Genomic DNA, 18663 nt, shown 5'->3' with positions numbered 1-18663 from the left:
TTGAAAAAGCCAATGTTTCTTCTTTTATTTGCTCTGCTCCTGTCTGCCTGCTCTGCCAATGTGGTTGAAGTCACCCTTTACGAGATGAACAGCTTCAGCGATGTGAATGAGGATTCCGCTGTGGTGATTACAGATGATGAGGACATTTCAATTTTCACCAAGGCGGTGAACGGGGCTAAAAAACAGAGTGGGATTGTGGATATGGATGACCCTCATTTTAAGGTGGACATTGGGGAAGAGAGCTATTTTCTTTGGACGGGTCCGGAGAGCGGGACGGTCATGAACACGGAAGACACCCATACGATTTACTCACTATCGCCTCGTGCAGCGGGCCAGGTGAACGACTGGATCCGCGTTCACAGGGATTGAGCGGGCTGTCTGCGGGGAGCTCCTCTGTCATAAGACCTTTCCGTGTGGTAGGATGGGAGGTAGTATTTTTACTGAACAGGAGAGGATTCATTTGGAACCCCGCATCACGCTGGCCCTTTTATCGTTCGCTTTTCTCGTACTGGGCGGACTGCAGTTTTTCTGGCTTAACAAGCAGTATCAAAACATGGACACCGACAACGAGACACAGCACAAACTTGCCCGTAAATCTGTGAACAGAATTAAAATCGGCATTGCTTCCATCGGCTTCGGCACCCTTTTTGCGGCCATGGCGATTTTACTGTAAGGTTACGTCCCCGTCCGCAGGCGGCGGGGGGTGGATATCGACCACTAATGTTTGTTTATCGACCCTTATCCTCATTTTATCGACCTCTAATCTTCTTTTATCGACCCTTACTCAGAATATATCGGTCATTCGACAAACCCCTCCCCCATTTTCACGAATTCTCAACGATAAATCTGTTAAAATGGTAACAAAAATACAGAAAAGAATCGGGGGGTAAAGCTATGAAAATAGGCATCCGAAAACCTAGTATCAAGAAGTCTCTCAAGGCCCGCACGACCGGAAGAGCAAAACGGGCCGTCAAGAGCACAGTCTCACCCGGCTACGGCAAAAAGGGCATGGGATGGGTAAAGAGCCCGAAGAAAGCCGCTTACAACAAAGTTTACAAGAAGACGTCGTTCAGTCTTTTTAACCTGTTTAAGAAGTGGAAATAAGAGAGATCCAGATGGAGTGTGTGACTTGGGAAAATTGGCAGTAAAAACGACTGTCTATTCTTTTATACTTTCATTTGCACTGTTACTGGTATTTACAGACCGCTACTCCACAACCCCAGATGCAATGGGGGTATACTCGACATCCGTCCAACCGTATCCGGACTATTTTTTAACGATTGTAAGAAATGCTATGAAGATTTCATTTATTACTGTGCTCGCTGTTCTTGCCGCAAGAGTATATTAAGTGAGGAAAAAAAACTGCTCTGTCTTAAAACAGAGCGGGTTTTTTTCTGTTTGAATCCCGATTTTCCGCGGTTATAACTCTTCTGTATCTGAGCCGTCAACTAGTATCTTTTATTTAAAAACCTCCACATCTTCACCCAGCAGACTGTCCATGTCAAACAGCGATTCATCATAGTCCGGATCCAGGTCGAACTCCAGCACTTCAGCTAACACGTACGGATCACTTCCCTTGGTTTCTTCCCGAACAATATAAAACTCGTTCACCTCAAACCAGTAATCGAGGATCTCCTCCTCGTCAGAAAAGGTGAGGCGGTAAGCTTCAAAGCCGTTGACCTCTTCCACACCGGCCAGCTCTGCGCTGTCCGACTCCATCATCCGGCGAATGTCATCACTTCTTGTATGGATCGGTCCCTCTTCCCTTTCATGAATACTGGCCGTATCCGAGCCTTCTCTGTAAAAGAGCACGCCCCCGCTTTCCGTGTCCGTGACATAGTATTCCGTCGGTTCATTATCCTCCGTAATTTCCCTTCTCTCCATCACCTGACCGTCGCTTTGCTCAAACTGCCAGAACCTAAGCTCTCTCATTTCCGTTTCTTCTACACCGTTTACTTCTTCCCTCCGTTCAAGGGTCTGACGGTAATAAATGTCACCCTTGTTCTCATAGGTGCCCAATGCCTGTTCCAGGATATCCTCCGGGCTGAGATTCTCCCGTTCGGTCTCTTCTCCGCAGGCTGCAAGGAACAGGAGCGGGGTAAAAAACAATGCTGTTTTCTTCATCGAAAGTCCCCTTTCCATATGGAATACTTTTCCTTATAAAGAGGAAGTACAAACCCATAAATGTACGCAAACGCTGTCCCTCTGGTAAAATAAAGGTATCTTACTTCTAACAGCGGCATGGCCACGGTGGATACAAACCTCGGGCAGATAACCATGAACGGCTACGAGGCGAAAGGGCACTTTGTTCTTCCGGCGTCTGATTGGACCGGGGAGTACTATGAGCTTCTTCAAGCCAGTCTGGAGAAGATGAAAAGGAAGTACGAACACAACACCGGAGCACAGCAGGTGATCGGAATGATTGAGAGTGAGATTAGCCTGTATGAAAAGCACGGTGGGGAATACAGCTACGTGTTTTTTGCGATGGAAAGGAAATGGATTTAATTGAAGGTGTCTCCCGGGCTCGGGAGGCACTTCTTTTGTGTTTCAGGGTAAACGGGGTCTGGTACATAGATATGGGACAGACGGAAAAGTCCGCCTGCCCCCTTGTTTATTCAACCTTCACCTTTACTTTATCAACGGCATTATAGCCGTATCCTTTGCGGTTCCATAACGGACTGGACGGCTGGACCTGCTCCGATGCGTCCGTTGATTTACTCAGAATGGTAAATTCGCCGGGATGAGATGCTTCCCATTCGTAAGACCAGCGTATCCAGTGGTAGCCGCTCTCACCGTCATTATCAAGTTCGGCTTCTGCCCACGAAGTTCCATTATCCACGCTGATATCAACTTTTACTATCTCCTCACTTCCGCTCCAGGCGAGACCCTCGATAACATGGATTCCTCTTGAAAGGATATCTCTGTCTGTGGGATGGAGGATCGAACTGTTCACATTCATTGCCGTGACCGGGAAGGCACCTGCGTCACTGTCTTTTTCGGGGTAATATACATAATCTTTTGTTTGAAAAGGACCGGTAAATGGTTTGGCTGAAACCTCGATTTGTTTGATCCATTTTACGGAGGCCATGCCATACCAGCCCGGTACGATCAGCCTCAGGGGAAAGCCGTGTTTAAAAGGTATCGGTCTGTCGTTGTATGCATAGGCAACAAGGGTGTCGGGGTGCATCGCTTTTTCCAGGGGGAGGCTTCTCGTATACGAAACCTCCTGGGCTGAATCTTTTCTTTTTCCTCTGTCACAGCCTTCCACCACGACTTCAACCGACCCTTCCTGAATGCCTGCCATCTCAAGAAGTATCCGCAGTTGAACGCCCCGCCAGTTTCCCTGGCTCATTGCTCCTTTTTCCCACTGCTCGCCAAAGACTTTCGGCTCAAACAGGCTGCGTTTATTTCCGGCGCACTCCAATAAGGCAGATACAGTGACAGAAGGCAGATCGTATAACTCCTTTAAAGAAATCCACATGGGTCTTTCCACGTTACCCCGGATTGGAATCCAGTAGGTGAAAGACAAAAGATTGGGATAGAGAAAATGATTTCTTCTGAAATGATAACGGGCAGATGTAATTTCAGGTTCGATAAAGTGAATCGGACTTTCCTGATTTTCAGGTACAAGCCCGCAGGTGGTGAGGTAGGGCCTTGCAAATGGATAGGGCATAATGACCTCCTGATAAATGAAGTAGCCTATCAAAAGATTATGTAGCGTAAGCCCGTCAGAATACCTCTTCATCCGTGTTGCTTGTGTTTATCAGGTTGGCGTGGCTCCGATTATGGGCGTCTCCCTTCCCTTTATAAGCTATGGCGGGAGCATACTGTTCTTTTATTCTGCCATTCTTGGGCTGACCCTGAATGTCTACAGGAGAAAGGATATCGTGGAGCCGACAATTGGAACGGAAGTTAAGGTGTAGAAAAAGGGATGACTTCCCCGGTTTTTAAGGATCAACGTAAAAATGCACGGAGATTTCCGTGCATTTAACTTTGTACTTTTGGCCTGTTTGAGATCGGGTGCTTTTTTTATTGCAGGGGATACGCTCTTTTTGTCGAATAGGAGGTAGAAGGGGGGAATGAGTGACCTTTAATGTAAACCTGCGCGGTAAAAATTCGCAATATTTTTACATGTGCAGATTAGGCCTGCAGGAACCCGTGGGACTCATTTTTTTAACAGAAAGGTTGTGACATAAAATGAATGCGCTTACAAGTTTTACGACCCGGATGATGCAGCGGTATCTTCCGGACCCGTTTTTATTCGTGATAGTATTGACCTTCGTTGTTTTCGGACTGGGGCTGATTCTGACACCGAGTACGCCTATGGATATGGTGGCTCACTGGGGCGGGGGGTTCTGGGATCTGCTTGAATTTGCCATGCAGATGGTGCTGATCCTCGTCACCGGGTATGTTCTTGCATCGAGTCCGTTCTTTAAGCGGATCCTTCAAAAGCTGGCGGGGCTTGCGAAGTCTCCCGGCCAGGCGATCGTTATCGTCACCATCGTTTCATTGATGGCAAGCTGGATTAACTGGGGCTTCGGTCTTGTGATCGGGGCGCTGTTTGCAAAGGAGCTGGCCAAAAAGGTCACCACCGTGGACTACCGTCTTCTAATCGCCAGTGCGTACAGCGGATTTATTGTCTGGCACGGGGGACTTGCGGGTTCTGTTCCGCTTACGGTTGCAACGAGCGGAAACTTTACGGAAGACCTGATCGGGCTGATCCCGACAAGTGAAACGATCTTCGCCCCCTTTAACCTTGCTATTGTAGCGGCTCTGTTTATTACCGTGCCAATTCTCAACAGGCTGATGATGGATCAGAAAAAAGCGGTAAACGTGGATCCGGCACTTTTGGAAGACGACGAAACAGCCGCGACGGTCGACGGTGACCTTCTGGGAATCGATGAGCTGACACCGGCGAAACGTCTGGAGCGAAGCCGGCTCGTTTCTCTTGTGACGGGGATCTTGGGGATCATATTCCTCATTTATTACCTTGTGCAAAACGGATTTGACCTGAACCTGAATATCGTCAACTTCCTGTTCCTATTCCTCGGTATTCTGCTGCACGGAACACCGCAAAATTTCCTGAACAGTGTGGCCAGCGCCGTTAAAAATGCTGGCGGCATCATTATTCAGTTTCCGTTCTACGCCGGGATTATGGGGATGATGGTGGCATCAGGGCTTGCGGCAGATGTCTCACAGTGGTTTGTGAGCATTTCCAACGAGACCACTTTTCCTCTGTTTGCCTTTATGAGTGCGGGGATTGTAAACTTCTTCGTCCCTTCAGGTGGAGGCCAGTGGGCAGTCCAGGGACCGATTATGCTTACAGCCGGTGGTGAACTCGGCGTCGACGCTGCGAAAACAGCGATGGCCGTTGCGTGGGGAGATGCATGGACGAACATGATTCAGCCGTTCTGGGCGCTTCCAGCACTTGCTATTGCCGGTCTGAAAGCCCGGGACATCATGGGCTTTTGTGTGATCGTTCTTTTCCTGAGCGGCATCATTATCGGCCTCGGGCTTGTATTGCTGTAAATGACGGAGGAGGACTAATTAAGCAATTGAATAGAATAAAAATAACCCAGTCAGCTTTGACTGGGTTATTCTTATTTAATCTGCAAAAAAACCTCGTTTTTCGGTGCAAAATGAATTTCAGCTCAATATGTACATCCAGGAAGCTCACCTTCATTCCCCGCTTTTCTGAACAAACGTGATCCGGTTTGCGAACGGATCTGTCACTGTGAACTCTTCTGTACCCCATGGCATTTGTTCGATTTCAGGTTTCGCATAGAATACGCTTTTTCCGTGGTAGCTTTTCAGGTCGTTCACTTCAACTCTGATCGCACTTCCGGGCGCAGCGTCTCCGTAATGTTCCGACAGATGAATGACAACCTCCCCATCTGTATGTAAAGCGGCATTCCCTTTTCAAACTGATGCGTCCAGTCCACCTCAAAACCTAGATAGGCAAGATAAAATTCCTTCGCTTTTTCCACGTCAAACACCCGAAAAATCGGTGTAATCATCCTTTCGCCACCCTCGGTTTGCTGAAGAAAGCGGCGAGAAAGAGGAACACCAGGCCTGCTTTAAAAAACAGTTTCATCCTAAACATCACCTTTCACAAAAAGACTTTTATCACGAGTCCGGGTACGTCTCGCCTTTTTCCAGATCCAGCGTGCGGCCGTTAATGGTAACGGTATGATCATCGAGCCACTCCACGTCCGCTTTGTCCATCCGGTATTCGTTATAGATGGTTTTGTTGAACCAAAGGGGACCGTCAATCTTCCCGATCACCCCAAAGGCCGTCGTTGCTCCCCCGTTTGTGAGGTAAAAATCGATCGTATACGTTTAATCGGGCGAATGCTCGGTCTTCATTAATTCCTCTGATATGAAAAGAAACCGGAGTACCCCCAGGAAAAGAACAATGCACAATAAGGAAGAAAGGGTCACCGTGGTCCAGTTTCTGATTTTTGCCACGTGGCCGGGCTTATAGTGGAAACCAAGAATACCGAGAACCAGGGAAGCAGCCGCAAAAAGCCAGAGAACAGCCGCCGGCGGGGAGACGGTCCACGTGTGATTCGTCATGGCATAAATAAGCTGAAGGGTGAAAAGGAAACAGATCGTGCACACGTAAAATCCCCCGAAATGATAGTATCTCGTCATACCTGCATTCCCTTTTTCGCAACGAAAGCACCCCAGCGGGCAATCCCCTGCACGGCAAAGTAAAAAGAAGCAGAGAGAAAAATCGTCCATGTCGGGCCGAACGGTTTAAACCAGTAGGCATGCTCCTCAGCAATAAACCATTCGGCTAAAAGGACATGACTCAGGAGCAGGGACAGATTCACAATGAGAAACCAGCTCAGTGGAATCCGGGCGGAAATAATCCCGATCCCAACCGCAAAGCCGATATGAATCAAAAACGGCACCCCGAGCGTCAAGGGTAACTCTCCGTAAAAACGGTTGTAATATTCTATATAACTGATTAGAAACGGCACATGCAAGAGTGATAAAACAACAAACAGTGTACGCATAAAGCCTCCATCATTCTATGACACCTACAGTCTATCACAGGTGGAAGAAATTGGTAACAGTTTCTTTACCTCTCCTGCTTCTTCCGCTTCTTTCGTTCCCGTGAGCAGTATACAGTAATTTTTGTAATCCCTTGTTCATAGGAGAACTCTCTTTGCCCTACAATATATCCCCAGCCGTCCACGAGCAATGTATCGCCTTCCGTCGGCACGAAAACAAAGCCGTCGGATTTCACAGGCTCCGGGAAAATCTCTTTCTTTTCCCCTAAATCATAGTATCGTAATTCCGTCATTTATCCTCACCTCTGCTAATGGATACGAGCGAGTGAGAGCGAAGGTTTCGCAAACAAAGCCAAAAGTATCATTTCCCATTTAATTGGATTGGAGCTGGTTATCTTTACACAAATCCGGCATAAATTCATATTCATCCGCATTAAATCCACCCAAAATCCGCATATCTTTACACAAAGCCTCAAAAAACAGCCGGTTGCCAAATTTCGTTATGTTAAAATTAACCATACACACTCATAAAGGAGAGGATGCCCGTGTTCCTGGAATCATCAAGATTGAAACTGAGAAAGATGACGTTGGAAGATACGGAACGTTATCACAGCTGGCGAAATGACCTGGAAGTGATGCGCTACACCAGCCCCAGCCTTGATACATATACGCTTGAAGAAACGAGAGACTTTGTGGAGTCTGTTATTCTCGGAACTTCTGCTTCGAAGAGTTATATAATCGTAGAAAAAGAGTCGGACACCCCGATCGGTGTGACCTCTCTTATCAATATTGATTATAAGAACCGGAATGCCGAGTGCATTATCGACCTGGGAGAAAAACGTTCCTGGGGAAAGGGTTGTGGTAAGGAAGCCATGGGCCTCCTGATGGAATACGCGTTCCTTGAAATGAACCTGCACCGGCTGTCCCTGAAGGTATATTCCTTCAACACGAAGGCGATCAACCTGTACAATATTCTGGGCTTTTACCAGGAGGGGGTATCGCGGCAGACGCTTTACCGGGATGGCGAGTGGCATGACGTGATCCATATGGGGATTTTGCAGAATGAATACCGGGCGGACGATACGACCCAACTCTCAGCGGCATTGGGTGAAAAGAAATGACCTTTGGTATCATGCTCACCGGCGCCTTAGGTGTACTCCTGTTTGTCTGTGGGATAATCAAAAAATCACAAATGACCGCTTTTCTGAGCAGCAACGCGGTTTTGGTGGTCGCGCTATACTTCAGCGGCCTCTCCTTCTGGATGACCCTGCTGCCCCTTGTCCCGGCAGCCGCACTGCCTTTATCCTTTACGGCAAAAAAGAAGGCTGCTCATGGGTAAAAAAAGACCCCGCGGAGGGTCTTTTTTTAAGTATATATCCTTTCACTCCCCTGCATCGGCCTTAAGGATGGATTCTGTATACCTCTGAAAATCCTGCAGGTGATTTTCAAGTATTCTTTGGAGAATAATAAGGTTCAGCTCCTGATAGTCGTGGACAGCAATATTTCTAAAACCGACCATCGCCTTCATCAGCTTATTTAAGGAAGGTTCAAGCATACCTTCCTTTTCCAGTATGGAAAAAGCGTCTCTGCTCGTTTGAGGAAGTCCGAGTTTTCTTCTGATACGATGTGCATGGCAAGAAAGGACAAGTACTTTTACATTAGAGATAAAAATGACTAAGCAGTTCGGGAAAAAACAGCTTTATTCTCTCCTTATTTATTTTTAGATTACTTCTTCAATTGTAGATGTTCCTTCGGTTGGTTCACTATCAACCCATTTCCACTTCTCATGTAGTCTAATTCTACCATCTGATAGAGATTCGGGAGTGGAATAACATTGGCCTCCTCTAATCTCATTTCTTGTATTTACATGGTTATATTTAAAATTCAAACAACCATTATCCTCCACAATACCAATTAATGTGCCTTTTACTATCTCACCTCCACTATATGTAGCTGAAAGAATGTTACGTTCCTGTTTGTAATCAAAAAACGTTTTTGAAGAAACCTCTCCGTTTTCAGAATTAGCAACTGAAACAAATCTTTTTCCATTGTAATTCAGCATTATTATCCCCACTTGTCATTCTGAGTTTTGTTGATATGCTAACCTTTACTTATGTTAATTTCAAGTTTACCAGCAGAAATTACGACTGCTTTCTAAAAAAACGCATATGATTTCCTATGCCAAAATCAATGCGTTTTCCTTTGTGATTCTGTGTGATGGCAGCTTTCCATGCGTCTACTTCCACGTCTTATCCAGCTTGTCCGAATAAAATTCAATCGCCCTTTTATAGCTTAAAATACCGGCGTCCTGGGTTGTATCCAGCAGGCATTTCAGTAGCAGCTCCATCGCTTTATGATGTTCATTCAGGTTATATAAAGTCATGGAGTAAAAGGTTTGAAGGGCTTTGTTGCCGGGGAAAAATCCGATCCCTTTCAAAAACACTTCTTTCGACTTTTCATATTCTCCCAGTGTCCGGTATGTACTGCCCAACCCAAGGAAGGCTCCTTCCAGCTCCTTCGGGGGCAGACCTGACTCGATGGCCTTTTCATAAAAAGGGACAGCCTTCGCTTCTTCTCCCAAAAGATCGAAGCTCCAGGCACATTGATAGTTGACCGACGCATCGTCAGGAAACTCACTAACAAGCTTCATAAACAGCTTGTTCGATTCCTTGTGGTGTCCGCTCTTGCGTAACTCAATTGCTTTATCGAACTCTCTTTTCATAACGTTCATCTCCTTTCTAAAAGAAGAAAAACACAAGCCCCAACACCGGGCTGGTCATCAGTAAACCTGCCCAGATGAGCTTCGTGCTCTCCAGCCGGCTTTTCTTTTTTTAACAGTAAAACGGTCGTGATCAAGACGACCGGATGAATGCAGAAGACAAAAAAGATAGCTGACAAAAGCCAAAGCGACACGTCGGGTATATCATGAATAGAATGCCTGCGACCATTGCCAGACTGTAAACCGCAAGAATCTTCCAATAATAAGCCGGGAAATAATGCAGCATCATTGAGCCTCCCCCTACTCCTCGAATCAGAACTGAGCTTCTACGATTTCATCAATCACTTCCATCTGGTATTGATGACTCACTTCATGGTCGGCCCTGGTGCCATATTCTTCTTCCAGCAGTGGATACAAGTTCTCACGTATCTCCCTCTGCTCAAAAATAGGCGCTGTAAACTGATAAACATATTCGTCTACACTGTATCCAAGTTCCTCTGCAAGATAAAGCTGTGTATCACGTTCCGGGTTATCCGGAGAAAAGACATCATCTTTTAATGCCGTTGCATCCTTCTCTATAATCTCCTGGAGCCTCTCTTCTTCCACTTGAATTCCATACCTTTCAACAGCGAGATCCTTCCATGTTTCCTCGTACTGAAGCCTTAACTGGCTGTTCTCGTAAACGTCCTCTTTGTCCATTTCTATATCATTCGTTGCATAAATTAAATGATAAAGAACAAACCGGTCCCGGTCTTTTCCCTCAAGATCCAGTTGAGAGGCTGCACTTACCGCCTCATCGATGTGGGCTTTGTCCATCTCTTCAATCGGGCTTGTACGATTGACTTCAAGCAGCTTCTGCCTCAATTCTTCTTTTTCCTCTTCAGCATTCAGATTCATACTGCAGGCACTCAAAAATAAAACCGTTACACACAAAAACAACCCTTTTTTTAACAGCATCTCTACCCCCATTATTTTAGGTGACTTGTCTGCTTATACGGATTAACCACGGGGGATGTTTCACCTGCTTGTCAGGAACAACAACTCTGCGCCTTGTTTACATCCTTTTCCCTGATAAAAATCTGTCCGTCTTTCACCTCGTAATCAATGTTGCTGTATTCCAGCCTTTGTACGGCGGAATCACTGTATTCGCCCCATTGGACGTCATCGTTTTCATCACCGGCGCTGCAGGCTGTCAGTATAACGAAACAAAGAATCACCGCGATTCTTTTCAACCGGCACCCTTCCCCGACTCTTCCTTTTCAAGCCGCTTTCTCACCCTGAATTCAATGCCGAAATAATACACCGCAACGATAAACAGACCGGTGGAAAGCCACAGCGCGATCCCGTTCCATTCCCCGCTGAAGAGCGTCAGGTTCACGAGGGTAACCAGATGCATCAAAAAGACAATCGCAAATAAAATTGTATAGGTTTTCACTAACGTACCTCCTTTACTTCGAACACTAAGAGACCCTGCTTCTGTCTCCTAGACTTTCGGCAGCTTTCGGTCTGCGGCAGGCACCGCCCTCATATACAGGTCCCGGCTTTTGTGACCGGCGGACAGAATGGCCTTCATTTCCTCCCGGCGCTTATCCCTCGTTTTTTCCTGCTTGGCGCTGTAGACAAACCTGGCCCAGTCTTTTCGATACCCCGGTGTGAGGGACTGGTAAAACTGAAGAACATCCGGTACCTGCTCGAGATCTTTCTCAATATCAGGAATCTGTTCTATGTAATCATCCACACATTGACTCGCCCTGTTCGCAGACTTCTTCGGGCTTTTCGAATCGTCTTTAAAGCCCACAACGGTAAACGTTTCATCCAGGCTGACCATGAGGGAAAATGTAATCGTACTCGTGCCAATGCGGCCCTTCTCATCAGCTCCGACTCCCTCAAAAAGATCATCCCGGTGGATATACGCAGGATAGCGTTTGTTTCCCTTTTTGGGGTAAGCAATGAACATATAGCCGCCCTTTTTTAAATACTGATGCTCGATCACGTCACCGACCATCTTTTGCAGCGATGGCATGTCCAATGTGAAGGCAAAAATAAGGTCATAGGAGCTGCCCGGTGTTAACTCGGTTTCATACGTTTCAAGCCCGTCAAAATGCGTTTCCCCCTCCGGCAGATGGATAATTGCCGGGGATTGATATTTTTTCAGATTCAGTTTTTCAACAATTGATTTCGACATCCTTTTCACCTCTCATTTTCATCTCTTGCTCTGTCTCTAGTTTAACATCTTTATCCAGTAGCTGGGCGGAGTCTGAGAGCTCCTGCTACCCTGTCTTAAAAAGACCTATGGTTTCGACAAAATCCGGGTGGTGACAGGCACCGAAGACAAGAAGCACTTGGATATTTATGTTAAATTAGAAGAAGATAGATTTTTTTAGGGGGAACTTTAAAGGAGGCAACTGATGAAGATCATTATTTATGTCTACAATGGGATGACAATGCTAGATGCTATTGGTCCATATGAAATTTTAAGACACATGAATGATACTGACGTATTATTTGTTGCAGAAAAACCAGGGAATATAAAGGCGGACTCCGGGTTTATTGACATTAATGTGAAACATAGTATCGATGATATAAAATCTGCAGATATTCTACTATTACCGGGTTCTACAATCGGTTTTTTGAATGAAATAAAGAAAAAAAACGTAATAGAATGGATAAAAGAAGTAGATAAAAGCACGAAATGGACGACTTCTGTATGCACAGGGTCGATATTACTTGCTTCCACCGGCCTGCTATCAGGGTTAAAAGCAACATCACATTGGAAGCCGATAAATCTATTAAGCGATTTCGGTGCCATACCTACTCGGGAAAGAATAGTGGAACAAGGGAAGTACATAACTGCCGCAGGAGTGTCTGCGGGGATCGATATGGCTTTATATCTATCGAATAAAATTGTCGGAGAAGTGGAAACAAAAGCAATTCAACTCACAATAGAATATGACCCGCAACCACTCTTTCAATCCGGCAATTATTCCAATGCTGATGAAAACATCTTAAAGACGGCGGAAAAAAAGCTAACCAAAGGTGCGAAAAAAGAGCTTGGTCTACTGGGAATGATTAAGAACACAAGAAACATTCTTAACATGATTAAATAGCAGTCAACAATCGTATTCCTCCTCCGACTGTGAACCAGAGTGACTTCCGGGTCAAATTGACTGGATTCTTTACCCCTGGAACGGAATGGGAGCAGCCAATCCTCCAACCAGGGTCTTAAGTTTTTCCCTACACTGCTCCCACGAAAAAATGCCTTTTTCCGGTTACACTACATTCATAAACAAAAGTGGAGGAAAGAAAAATGAGATTCAAAGACATTACATTATTTACACACAAATTAACTGAAATGAAAGATTTCTATAAAAAGGTGCTTGAGCTTCACATAAATAGTGAAGACAAAAGCCATTTCTCTGTTCAAATCGGATCAACTAATCTGGTTTTTAAACAATCAGAGCCCGGTTCAGAACCGGTGTACCATTTTGCTGTGAATATTCCGGAAAATAAAAGGAAAGAGGCAAAATCCTGGATCGCGTCAAAAGTAGAGTTAAATACAGAAAATGATTCTGATGAAGTCTTCTTTGAAAGCTGGAACGCCCACGCCATCTATTTTGAAGACCCGTCAGGAAACATCTTGGAATTCATTGCCCGCCACAATTTGAACAATGCCGTGGAGCATCGTTTTTCCTCCGGAGATTTCACTTGCATCAGTGAACTGGGGATCGTGGTGGATGACGTTATCCCATTCGTGAGAAAACTGAATGATTTAGGACTGCCTAACTGGAAAGAGGACAATGAAGGACTGACGCCTGTCGGAGATGAACATGGTCTTTTTATCACGGTAAAAGAGGGCCGGAGATGGTTTTTCACAAAAAAGGCTGCGGAATTTTATCCATGTGAAGGGACCATTGAAGGGATGGGGCAGTTTTCGGTTGAGAGGAAAGACAGTAAAACCTTTATAACTTCTGTTCAACATGATGGTAAAACAATCCATTAAAGTATAAAATATAAGGAAAAAGATGGAGGATCTGCGAACGACAGCTGAAGGGGTGAAAAAATACGAGGAAGCATTCCAAACACTGCAGAATGAATACCGTGTTTTTATATGGTTATATTCTTTTAGTTTCGGGGGGATGGAAATGGAAGTAGAAATGATGTTGTGGATTATTTATGGGTTATTAGCAGTAACAGTCGCCGGATGGATCCTTTTAGGCATCTTTCACCGAAAGTTTGGTATGTACTTTCTCCCTTATTTGATCAGTCTGCTCGGCTTAACACTTTTAATGGTGAGCATTTTTCTCATCGGGGGATGGGAAGGGATGGGTGTCGGCATGATTTCATTTGCAGTTGTTGCCATAGGCCTGTTAGCAGGGCTGACTGTCTACGTGTATTCTTTAGTGAAAAAGAAAAGAACATTCTCCAGCTGAAGGTGAAGAAGAAGTAAAAGCAGTGCTTTGGTTTAGATAAAGGGGGAATCTGTCCTCTATACGTTTTCCCCCTTATTTCATTAAAAACTCTCCTCTGCATCAAGTCCTCGTTACTTTACAGAATTTTATACTTAAATATAAGTTCGCCGTTTGGATCTCTTTCATTCATATATTCAAACCCCATGCTTTCGTACAAACGATGCGCTGCTCTATTTTCCTCAATAATACTCAAGTAGATTACGTTCACGCCATACTCTTTGGATACAGTATCAATAAGGGCCTTCATCGCCATTCTTCCCAAGCCTTTGCCCTGATATTTTTCATCGATCATAATCCGGTCAATCCAAGTATCTTTATTGAGGCCAAAAGAACCGTAAATGGCAAAGCCGACAATTGCACCGTCATAATAGATCGCTACCGGATGCCATTCCTTGTGCTCACCGGCCTCTTAAGGCATTCCTCGACCGATTCAATGTATGTCTCCTGCCCGGATTTTAACGTTATATTTCTGACCATACATTCATTTGTCTCATCAATATCTCTAAAATACACGTGACTCATGTTTGGAATCTCCTTTATCATAGCCTTGCTTATCATAAAGAATGTTGTATTCCTTTTTATCAGAATTGAATTCTCCTCTTATGCCCCTTCTGTTCTATTACTCACTCACTTATCATCCAGCGCTTGTTTGCTTAAACAAGGGGCCAGATGCCCGGGACGAACACCATTCTATGCCGTATGCTTACGGCTTTCCCGGGCAACTGCCGGGCTTGGGAGCTTGATGACGCCTTTAAAGACGAGGACGCCTATGAGGATGACGAAGATGCCTGCCAGCTTTGTGTAGCTGAACGGGATCTGCTCGAGTCCGAACCAGCCGATGGAGTCGGACAGGAGGGCGGTGCTCAGCTGGGCGGTCAGTACAATAGAGATTGTAAACGTGGGTCCGAGGCGCTTGATGGCTTGGACGAGACAGAACACAACGCCGACGCCGGTGATTCCGGCGAACCAGTACCACGGCTCGATCCGGGCGAGCTGATACACGTTCAGCTCCCCTGCCATTACGGTGGCAACGAGGGCAAAAACAAAGCCCATTCCAAGGGCCAGTGCCGTTGTCGTCCACGAGCCGGTCTTTTCGTTTACTTTATTGTTAAACACGGTCTGGAGGCTGATGGCCGCCCCGGCACTTGCAGCGAGTATGATTCCAAAGATCATGACTATTCCTTCTTTCTATTCATACAGGACAGGATCAGCAAGCTTCCGGAGGCTTTCCCTGTCCAGAATCGTAATGTATCCCTTCTTCCGTTCGATCCACTTCTCTTTGATCATCATGTTGATGACCCGGTTCAGGTGGCGGTAGGAGGTGCCGAGGAGGTTGGCTACGTCCACCATGTTTGAGAGCTCCTCAGGGTTGTCTTCGCCTTCCGGGGAAACCGACAGGAGGTAGCTGGCGAGACGGGTTTCCACCGGGTGAAGGAGATTGAAGTTCGTGAAGTTTGAGTCGGTGTGCAGCTTCTCGGTAATCACCCGAAGCAGAAATTGGAGAAACGGCACGGACGAAGCGCCGGACTCGTCGATGGCGCGGTACGGCATTTTGAGCACCCTGACCGGGGTGACGGCTTCCACCGTATTGATCACCGCACTTTTTCTCACATATTCCACATCCCCAATGGCCTCGAGAGGCTTCTTGAAGCAGAGGACGAGAATCTTCCCCTGGGCGGAGCTTGTGAAAATCTTAATCTTTCCCTCAACAAGAAGATAGAGGTGGTCAATGGCTTCACCCTGCTCACAGATCTTCTCGCCCTTTTTATAATCATGAACGGTCATGTGCTCCCGGAGTCTGGCAGGAATGACCGGGTCAAGGTCGAACTTCTGAATGTAGGTATTGTTCATAGAGATTCTCCTTACAGCTGGATGATGATGACGCCTAGGATCATCAGGCTGATGCCGACGACCTGTGGCAGTTTTATCTTCTGTTTTTTTAACCCGAACCATCCCTTTGTGTCAATCAGGACGGCCATGACGATCTGGGATATGAGGATGACGGCCATGGTAAAAGTGACGCCGACCATGTTGATGGCGGTGACTTCGTTGAAGATGACGAGGAGGCCGAATGAGCCGGCGAACAGGTACGGCCATTTGACGGTTTTCAGCTGAGTTAGGCTGCCATCTTTGACGACGAGCAGGATGGTGAGTGCCAGCAGAAATCCGGTGAATTGTGTGACCGTGATGGCCGGCAGGATGCCGATGTCCCGGCTGATGCCTGCGTTCACCACGCCCTGGAGCGTGATGAACATGCCGCCGAGGATGGCAAAAATAATTCCTTTCATGCTTACATCTCTCCTTCTTGCTCTATTAAAGTACAGAAGGAGGAGGTTGGGAAAGGACATATGTCCTTGGAGGAAGAATTAGTAGGGGAAGAGGGGTATATCCTGAATCCACGGAGTTTTTCCTGGATCCACAAGTTTTTTTCCTGAACCCTCTTCCACTTTCATGAATTCCGCCCTCCGGCTGCCCGCTCACGGTGAAAAACTCGAAAACTATGAATGTTTTCTACCTGTCTGGTCATACTATCTAGTAAAAGGGGTGATCGATATGGCAGTAACCAGAATGAACGGCAAACGTGTTTCTTATTGTACTGTACTCGGCTCCATGTCCCTTCTGATCAGCGGAAATCACAGTGAAAAGATAGATGTGCTGCAAAAACTGAGAGCGTCTTTTACGACCCGGACGATCGAGAGCGACCCTTCGATTCTATTATGCTTTTCTACCATTTCCAGCGAGCTTAAGCATTCGGACGATGCGGGTGTTAGATATGAGCTGGCGAAAACGATTTTTGCTTTCACGAAGCATACGGGCATTTACTTTGACCTGGCTCAGCTGCGCTGGATCGAGCGGATTGCGGCTTATGAGCCGGATGAAAAGGTCAGCCAGGAGCTGGAGAACATCATCTTCTGGCACGAGAACTTCATGTACTGCGAAATTATGGGCGGCGGAGTGAAGACGTATTTCACCGAAGTGAAGAAGCACTTCCCGAATGCACCGGTGTCTTTTTCGAAAATGTGACCATTGTTAAAGCCATGGAGGTTGATGATAACGGGTTCGGTTTTTGGGAGACATTATCTAAAAAACAATGAAAATAACGTGAAACGAAATTAAGATCACATCCATATTAACAATATAAAAAGCACCTGAATTCGTCAGGTGCTTTTTCAAAGCTTTTAACTTCCCTTCTTCAAATACCGCACTCGTTAGGTCAATAAGAATTGTGCTAACCTTTGTTAAATATCTCTTGATTGGGCATGCCTTTTCTTTTACTTATGTAATAAACAGCCAATACTATAATGCTCGTAATTCCAAAAGAATAAGTAAAAAGTGTAGTGAAATATTCTTGATACGATCTTGGTGTCCGAACTGCATCACCCATGATTCTTACTCTTTCAGGTAACCACGAGGCTGATATTTATATAAAAAATGGAGGGCGCTATCATTTTCATGGAGACAGCATCAACACATTTATTAACAATATCTCTCCCTGCAACAACCCTAAGGGCCAAATCTCCCAACTTTTATGTAGAAGCTTTCACCAAATTAGGAATCTTTCCGTTCTGTCCAAACATTTTTTATAGTGAAACGTAGACTTATGCCAAGGAGTCATTTCAAATACACTTTTGAACAAGAAAGGAAGTTACTATGCAACGCTTAGCCATGGCATATCAAGGAGATTTGGTAGAAGTAAGAAATCGCAACGGGCAAGTTTTTCGAGGGATTGCAGACGGGGTAAACCAAAGAAGAGGAATGTTCTTCGCACTTCCCCGTTCAGAAGAATCTTTATTCCGTTTTTCTAAATTACCTCCATTTTCCTTCTAAGGCGAAGACGTTTTTTCTAAACAGTCCTCTTTCCGGCAGAGAGAGTCTCAATAGATGAGGCTCCCTCTCTTCTAACCAACCTTATACACTATTATGTTTGCGGGGAATTCTGTTTTTAATAGGAGACACCATTCTGATCTTCAGTATCATATCCCATTTGCTCAATGAGTTGTTTGGCAGCGGATAGGGTTTGTTCCGTTTCCCGCTGCCAATTTATAATGTTTTCGATAAATGATTCAAATCCTTCAGGTGCATTGTCTCTCATTACATGTAACCACCTCGTTACTTCCTTATCTTCTTGAAGACCTTTATTAACACATGAAGTCAGCGTATGAATAATGGACTCATCGAATTCTCCGTTTTGTAGCCGGTAAACAGAACCGACAGCGGTTACACGATGATAAGAAGCTGGTATAAGGTGTCGGTGCAATTCGGGATTTCCCTCTAATCCCGCAGTAGCTGGAATATAAAACAATTGTGTAGTCATGGAACAAACCATTCCTTCACCATACAGACTCTGGTTTAACTGTTCTAATACTGAGGACCACTCTTGACGGTAAGGGTAATAATACATTTTTTCCCACCTTCTTAATAAGAAATTATTATATGCTATGCCGGTAAGTTGGCA

Annotated in this window: 29 protein-coding genes and 3 pseudogenes; 13 read left to right on the top strand and 19 right to left on the bottom strand. The window is 45.6% G+C overall.

The features are described from left to right. From EBO34_RS17505 to EBO34_RS17490, 4 genes are all read left to right on the top strand, one after another. Entirely contained in the window at window positions 1–369 is a 369-nt protein-coding gene (locus EBO34_RS17505; RefSeq protein ID WP_122900980.1) for a YhfM domain-containing protein, read from the top strand. A gap of 91 nt (window positions 370–460) precedes the next feature. Next, window positions 461–673 (top strand): hypothetical protein, encoded by a 213-nt coding sequence (locus EBO34_RS17500; protein WP_122900978.1) that lies wholly within the window; start codon window positions 461–463, stop codon window positions 671–673. A gap of 221 nt (window positions 674–894) precedes the next feature. Continuing rightward, window positions 895–1104 (top strand): hypothetical protein, encoded by a 210-nt coding sequence (locus EBO34_RS17495; protein WP_122900976.1) that lies wholly within the window; start codon window positions 895–897, stop codon window positions 1102–1104. Window positions 1105–1129: 25 nt separating this feature from the next. Beyond that, window positions 1130–1348: a hypothetical protein gene (locus EBO34_RS17490; protein WP_122900974.1), complete on the top strand. Its 219-nt coding sequence runs from the start codon at window positions 1130–1132 to the stop codon at window positions 1346–1348. A 110-nt stretch (window positions 1349–1458) separates the two neighbouring features. On the opposite strand, the gene EBO34_RS17485 is transcribed toward EBO34_RS17490, so the two are convergent. Next, window positions 1459–2124, bottom strand: a complete 666-nt coding sequence (locus EBO34_RS17485; protein ID WP_122900972.1) for a hypothetical protein — start codon at window positions 2122–2124, stop codon at window positions 1459–1461. Window positions 2125–2250: 126 nt separating this feature from the next. Here EBO34_RS17485 and EBO34_RS17480 point away from each other — a divergent pair, with 126 nt between their 5' ends. Then, window positions 2251–2505 (top strand): hypothetical protein, encoded by a 255-nt coding sequence (locus EBO34_RS17480; RefSeq protein WP_122900970.1) that lies wholly within the window; start codon window positions 2251–2253, stop codon window positions 2503–2505. 106 nt (window positions 2506–2611) lie between these two features. Here EBO34_RS17480 and EBO34_RS17475 read toward each other — a convergent pair whose 3' ends face one another. Continuing rightward, window positions 2612–3673, bottom strand: a complete 1062-nt coding sequence (locus EBO34_RS17475) for a sulfite oxidase (protein ID WP_122900968.1) — start codon at window positions 3671–3673, stop codon at window positions 2612–2614. A 28-nt stretch (window positions 3674–3701) separates the two neighbouring features. On the opposite strand from EBO34_RS17475, the gene EBO34_RS17470 reads away from it, so the two are divergent. Both EBO34_RS17470 and EBO34_RS17465 read left to right on the top strand, forming a co-directional pair. After that, window positions 3702–3923, top strand: coding sequence for an FtsW/RodA/SpoVE family cell cycle protein (locus EBO34_RS17470; RefSeq protein WP_336511451.1), 222 nt, complete (start codon window positions 3702–3704; stop codon window positions 3921–3923). A gap of 274 nt (window positions 3924–4197) precedes the next feature. Continuing rightward, entirely contained in the window at window positions 4198–5529 is a 1332-nt protein-coding gene (locus tag EBO34_RS17465) for a short-chain fatty acid transporter (RefSeq protein WP_122900964.1), read from the top strand. 150 nt (window positions 5530–5679) lie between these two features. Here the strand turns inward: EBO34_RS17465 and EBO34_RS17460 are convergent. The 5 genes and pseudogenes from EBO34_RS17460 to EBO34_RS17445 all read right to left on the bottom strand — a co-directional run bounded on the left by EBO34_RS17460 (window position 5680) and on the right by EBO34_RS17445 (window position 7312). Next, window positions 5680–6017 (bottom strand): annotated as a pseudogene (locus EBO34_RS17460) (glyoxalase superfamily protein). Between the two features lie 109 nt (window positions 6018–6126). Continuing rightward, window positions 6127–6330 (bottom strand): DUF5412 family protein, encoded by a 204-nt coding sequence (locus EBO34_RS20795; protein WP_183163957.1) that lies wholly within the window; start codon window positions 6328–6330, stop codon window positions 6127–6129. A gap of 9 nt (window positions 6331–6339) precedes the next feature. Then, window positions 6340–6654, bottom strand: a complete 315-nt coding sequence (locus tag EBO34_RS17455) for a hypothetical protein (RefSeq protein WP_122900962.1) — start codon at window positions 6652–6654, stop codon at window positions 6340–6342. Further along, a complete protein-coding gene (locus tag EBO34_RS17450; protein ID WP_122900961.1) occupies window positions 6651–7022 on the bottom strand; it encodes a hypothetical protein in 372 nt (123 codons plus the stop codon). The genes EBO34_RS17455 and EBO34_RS17450 overlap by 4 nt, the downstream gene beginning before the upstream one ends. 65 nt (window positions 7023–7087) lie before the next feature. After that, complete coding sequence (locus tag EBO34_RS17445; RefSeq protein WP_122900960.1) at window positions 7088–7312, bottom strand: hypothetical protein; 225 nt, start codon at window positions 7310–7312, stop codon at window positions 7088–7090. 252 nt (window positions 7313–7564) lie between these two features. Between EBO34_RS17445 and EBO34_RS17440 the strand changes: the two genes are divergently transcribed. Beyond that, window positions 7565–8140: a GNAT family N-acetyltransferase gene (locus EBO34_RS17440; protein WP_122900958.1), complete on the top strand. Its 576-nt coding sequence runs from the start codon at window positions 7565–7567 to the stop codon at window positions 8138–8140. Beyond that, a complete protein-coding gene (locus EBO34_RS17435) occupies window positions 8137–8358 on the top strand; it encodes a hypothetical protein (RefSeq protein WP_122900956.1) in 222 nt (73 codons plus the stop codon). The genes EBO34_RS17440 and EBO34_RS17435 overlap by 4 nt, the downstream gene beginning before the upstream one ends. A 42-nt stretch (window positions 8359–8400) precedes the next feature. Here the strand turns inward: EBO34_RS17435 and hepT are convergent. The 7 genes and pseudogenes from hepT to EBO34_RS17395 all read right to left on the bottom strand — a co-directional run. After that, window positions 8401–8657: pseudogene (gene hepT / locus EBO34_RS20995) on the bottom strand (type VII toxin-antitoxin system HepT family RNase toxin); the annotation flags it as partial. An 82-nt stretch (window positions 8658–8739) separates the two neighbouring features. Then, window positions 8740–9081: an avidin-fold protein gene (locus tag EBO34_RS17425; RefSeq protein ID WP_183163936.1), complete on the bottom strand. Its 342-nt coding sequence runs from the start codon at window positions 9079–9081 to the stop codon at window positions 8740–8742. A gap of 174 nt (window positions 9082–9255) precedes the next feature. Next, on the bottom strand, window positions 9256–9741 hold the full coding sequence (locus tag EBO34_RS17420; protein WP_122900952.1) for a tetratricopeptide repeat protein: 486 nt from the start codon (window positions 9739–9741) through the stop codon (window positions 9256–9258). 309 nt (window positions 9742–10050) lie between these two features. Next, a complete protein-coding gene (locus tag EBO34_RS17410; RefSeq protein ID WP_122900948.1) occupies window positions 10051–10695 on the bottom strand; it encodes a hypothetical protein in 645 nt (214 codons plus the stop codon). A gap of 71 nt (window positions 10696–10766) precedes the next feature. Further along, window positions 10767–10970: a hypothetical protein gene (locus tag EBO34_RS17405; protein WP_122900946.1), complete on the bottom strand. Its 204-nt coding sequence runs from the start codon at window positions 10968–10970 to the stop codon at window positions 10767–10769. Next, window positions 10967–11173, bottom strand: a complete 207-nt coding sequence (locus EBO34_RS17400) for a hypothetical protein (protein WP_122900944.1) — start codon at window positions 11171–11173, stop codon at window positions 10967–10969. The genes EBO34_RS17405 and EBO34_RS17400 overlap by 4 nt, the downstream gene beginning before the upstream one ends. 48 nt (window positions 11174–11221) lie before the next feature. Then, complete coding sequence (locus tag EBO34_RS17395) at window positions 11222–11923, bottom strand: YdeI/OmpD-associated family protein (RefSeq protein ID WP_122900942.1); 702 nt, start codon at window positions 11921–11923, stop codon at window positions 11222–11224. Between the two features lie 223 nt (window positions 11924–12146). On the opposite strand from EBO34_RS17395, the gene EBO34_RS17390 reads away from it, so the two are divergent. From EBO34_RS17390 to EBO34_RS17380, 3 genes are all read left to right on the top strand, one after another. After that, a complete protein-coding gene (locus EBO34_RS17390) occupies window positions 12147–12845 on the top strand; it encodes a DJ-1/PfpI family protein (protein ID WP_122900940.1) in 699 nt (232 codons plus the stop codon). 200 nt (window positions 12846–13045) lie between these two features. Beyond that, window positions 13046–13738: a VOC family protein gene (locus EBO34_RS17385; protein WP_183163935.1), complete on the top strand. Its 693-nt coding sequence runs from the start codon at window positions 13046–13048 to the stop codon at window positions 13736–13738. A gap of 142 nt (window positions 13739–13880) precedes the next feature. Then, window positions 13881–14168, top strand: coding sequence for a YesK family protein (locus EBO34_RS17380; protein WP_183163934.1), 288 nt, complete (start codon window positions 13881–13883; stop codon window positions 14166–14168). A gap of 115 nt (window positions 14169–14283) precedes the next feature. Here EBO34_RS17380 and EBO34_RS17375 read toward each other — a convergent pair. The 4 genes and pseudogenes from EBO34_RS17375 to EBO34_RS17360 all read right to left on the bottom strand — a co-directional run bounded on the left by EBO34_RS17375 (window position 14284) and on the right by EBO34_RS17360 (window position 16495). Continuing rightward, window positions 14284–14729 (bottom strand): annotated as a pseudogene (locus EBO34_RS17375) (GNAT family N-acetyltransferase). A 168-nt stretch (window positions 14730–14897) separates the two neighbouring features. Then, window positions 14898–15380, bottom strand: coding sequence for a DMT family transporter (locus EBO34_RS17370; protein ID WP_122900936.1), 483 nt, complete (start codon window positions 15378–15380; stop codon window positions 14898–14900). Between the two features lie 15 nt (window positions 15381–15395). After that, complete coding sequence (locus tag EBO34_RS17365; RefSeq protein WP_122900934.1) at window positions 15396–16058, bottom strand: Crp/Fnr family transcriptional regulator; 663 nt, start codon at window positions 16056–16058, stop codon at window positions 15396–15398. 11 nt (window positions 16059–16069) lie between these two features. Beyond that, a complete protein-coding gene (locus EBO34_RS17360) occupies window positions 16070–16495 on the bottom strand; it encodes a DMT family transporter (protein WP_122900932.1) in 426 nt (141 codons plus the stop codon). Between the two features lie 265 nt (window positions 16496–16760). Here EBO34_RS17360 and EBO34_RS17355 point away from each other — a divergent pair, with 265 nt between their 5' ends. Then, complete coding sequence (locus tag EBO34_RS17355) at window positions 16761–17231, top strand: hypothetical protein (RefSeq protein WP_122900930.1); 471 nt, start codon at window positions 16761–16763, stop codon at window positions 17229–17231. Window positions 17232–18150: 919 nt separating this feature from the next. Here EBO34_RS17355 and EBO34_RS17350 read toward each other — a convergent pair. Continuing rightward, a complete protein-coding gene (locus tag EBO34_RS17350) occupies window positions 18151–18609 on the bottom strand; it encodes a hypothetical protein (RefSeq protein ID WP_122900928.1) in 459 nt (152 codons plus the stop codon). Between the last annotated feature and the right edge of the window lie 54 nt (window positions 18610–18663).

The organism is Alteribacter keqinensis (assembly GCF_003710255.1).
Taxonomy (GTDB): Bacteria; Bacillota; Bacilli; order Bacillales; family Salisediminibacteriaceae; genus Alteribacter; species Alteribacter keqinensis.
Note: the sequence above shows the minus strand (reverse complement) of the source record. Positions and strands in the feature narration are given on the sequence as shown.